Raw genomic sequence first — 2,594 nt, 5'->3', positions numbered from 1 at the left:
CAGTCGCACGAATCGCTGCGCGACGACTATCGGGTCAGCGGCCCGGAACTCGACGCGCTGGCAGCCGCCGCATGGGAGGCGCCGGGCTGCCTCGGCGCCCGGATGACCGGGGCCGGATTCGGCGGCTGCACGGTGAACCTGGTCCGCGCCGACGCCGCAGGCGCCTTCGCGGACTTCGTGGGCCCGCGGTACACCGAGGCAACCGGTCTCGAGCCGCGCTTCTTCGTGGTGCGGGCCGACGAGGGGGCGCGCGAGATCACCGATCCGGCGCAGTTGGACGCCAATCCGGCACCGACGTGGGAGCAGGCGTGATCGAGTCGGCAATCGGCAACCTCGTCGACTACGGCGTCCGGCAGGGCCTGATCGGCGCCGAGGACCGGGCGTACGTCCGCAATCGCATCCTCGAGGTGCTGCAGATCGAGGACTACGACCTCGCCGCCGAGACATCGGACGGCGGCGACGCCCCGGTCGACGACCTGCTCTCTCCGCTGCTCGACGACGGGGTGGCGAGGGGCCTGATCGAACCCGACACCACCACCGAACGCGACCTGTGGGACACCGCCGTCATGGGCGCGTTCGTCATGCACCCCTCGGTGGTCAGCGAGCGGTTCTGGTCGCTGCACGGCCGCGACGCCATTGCGGCCACGGAATACTTCCACCGGATGTCGGTGGCGAGCAACTACATCCGAACCGGCCGAACCGAACGGGATATCCGCTGGCGGCAGGACACCGACTACGGCCGGATGGACATCACCATCAACCTGTCCAAACCGGAGAAGGACCCGCGCGATATCGCCAAGGCCGCCAGGAAGAAACGCAGTGCGGATCGCCAACCGTACCCGGCGAATCTCCTGGTCCGGGACAACGAGGGCTACCCCGGGCGCACCGATCACCCGGCCCGGCAGAATCTGCGCCTGATCCCGATGGAGCTCGGCGGCGAGCGCTGGTTCCTGCAGTACTCGCCCTACGAGTACTACGACCAGCACGCGATCGTCCTGAGCGAAGCGGTGCGGCCGATGAAGATCGACGGCGCCGCCTTCACGCGGCTTGCCGACTTCGTCGAAACCCTCCCGCACTACTTCGTCGGATCCAACGCCGACCTGCCGATCGTCGGGGGGTCGATCCTCAGCCAGGACCATTTCCAAGGCGGCGCATACGAATTCGCCCTCGATCGCGCCGCGGTCGCCGCGCAGTGGGACCTGGACGGGATGTCGGTGGAGGTACTGCACTGGCCGCTCACGGTGCTGCGGTTACGCGGGCCGCGCAACCAGGTGCTCGCGCGGGCCACGGATCTGCTGGCGGCCTGGCGGGACTACTCCGACCCCGAGCACGGCGTGCTGGCCTACACCGGCGAGACCCCGCACAACACCATCACACCCATCGCCCGGCTGATCGACGGCCACCTGCAACTGACGCTCTGCCTGCGCAACAACCGGACCACCGACGAGCATCCGGACGGGATCTTCCACCCGCACGCCGAGATCCATCCGATCAAGCGCGAGAACATCGGACTCATCGAAGCCATGGGGCTGGCCGTGCTGCCGGCGCGCCTGGCGACCGAACTGGAGCGGATCGCCGAGGCACTGGCGGCGGGATCGGAACTGCCGCAGGAGTTGTCGGCTCATCAGCCGATGCTGGACGGCCTGCGCTCCCGCTTTAGCCGGCCACCCAGCCTGGCCGAGGCCCGCGCGGTCGTCCGGACCGAGGCCGGCGCCGTCTTCGTCCGCGGATTGGAGCACTGCGGTGTCTTCGGCGACGACGCCGTGGGCGGCTGCACTGGGTTTCTCCGTGCCCTCGGCTGGATAAAGTCCTAACGCCGCCCGACTCAAGGAGTGTTTCATGGCAGTGCTCGTCACCGGCGGGGCCGGCTACATCGGAAGCCACACCGTCGTGCGGCTCATCGAGGAGGGCTTCACCCCGGTCGTCATCGACAATTTCTCCAACGCCAAGCCCAGCGTCTTCGACCGCGTCGAGGAGATCACCGGCACCCGTCCAGTCGCTGTCGACGGCGACATCCGTGACCGCGCTCTGCTGGACAGCATCTTCGCCGACTACGACATCGACTCGGTGATCCACTTCGCCGGAAAGAAGGCCGTCGGCGAATCGGTCGCGATGCCTGTGGAATACTACGACAACAACGTCAGCGGAACGATCGTCCTCATCGAGGCGATGCGCGACGCGGGCGTGCGCACCATCGTGTTCAGTTCGTCGGCCACCGTGTACGGAGACCCGGCGTCGGTGCCGATCCGGGAGGACTTCCCGCTGCGCGCCACGAATCCCTACGGGCGCACCAAATTGATGATCGAGCAGATCCTCACCGACGTGACAGTCGCGCACGACGACTGGTCGGTGTGCCTGCTGCGCTACTTCAATCCCGTCGGGGCGCACGCCAGCGGGCGCATCGGCGAAGAGCCCGTCGAGCAGCGCGCGGTCACGGATGTCGCCGTCGACACTCACCGGACGGGCGCCGGTGATCTCCTCGACGCGGTCGAAGACACTGGGCTTGGCGTTGGAGAAGTTGTCGATGACGATCGGGGTGAAGCCCTCCTCGATGAGCCGCACGACGGTGTGGCTTCCGATGTAGCCGGCCCCGC

General features: G+C 67.9%; 1 protein-coding gene and 3 pseudogenes. 3 read left to right on the top strand and 1 reads right to left on the bottom strand.

All coding sequences use genetic code 11. The annotated features are described in order from the left end of the window. The 3 genes and pseudogenes from ACKOQ4_RS11990 to ACKOQ4_RS11980 form a co-directional block, all read left to right on the top strand. Window positions 1–312, top strand: a pseudogene (locus ACKOQ4_RS11990) (hypothetical protein); the annotation flags it as partial. After that, the gene (locus tag ACKOQ4_RS11985; protein ID WP_526292072.1) at window positions 309–1,814 is read left to right on the top strand and encodes a hypothetical protein; all 1,506 of its coding nucleotides are present in this window, start codon (window positions 309–311) and stop codon (window positions 1,812–1,814) included. The pseudogene ACKOQ4_RS11990 and the gene ACKOQ4_RS11985, both read left to right, overlap by 4 nt. 25 nt (window positions 1,815–1,839) lie before the next feature. Further along, window positions 1,840–2,382, top strand: a pseudogene (locus ACKOQ4_RS11980) (SDR family NAD(P)-dependent oxidoreductase); the annotation flags it as partial. 72 nt (window positions 2,383–2,454) lie between these two features. Here ACKOQ4_RS11980 and ACKOQ4_RS11975 read toward each other — a convergent pair. Then, a pseudogene (locus ACKOQ4_RS11975) lies at window positions 2,455–2,562 on the bottom strand (UDP-glucose 4-epimerase); the annotation flags it as partial. Window positions 2,563–2,594 lie beyond the last annotated feature (32 nt).

The sequence above is a fragment of the Mycobacterium sp. genome (genome assembly GCF_046095365.1).
Lineage (GTDB): Bacteria > Actinomycetota > Actinomycetes > Mycobacteriales > Mycobacteriaceae > Mycobacterium.
Note: the sequence above shows the minus strand (reverse complement) of the source record. Positions and strands in the feature narration are given on the sequence as shown.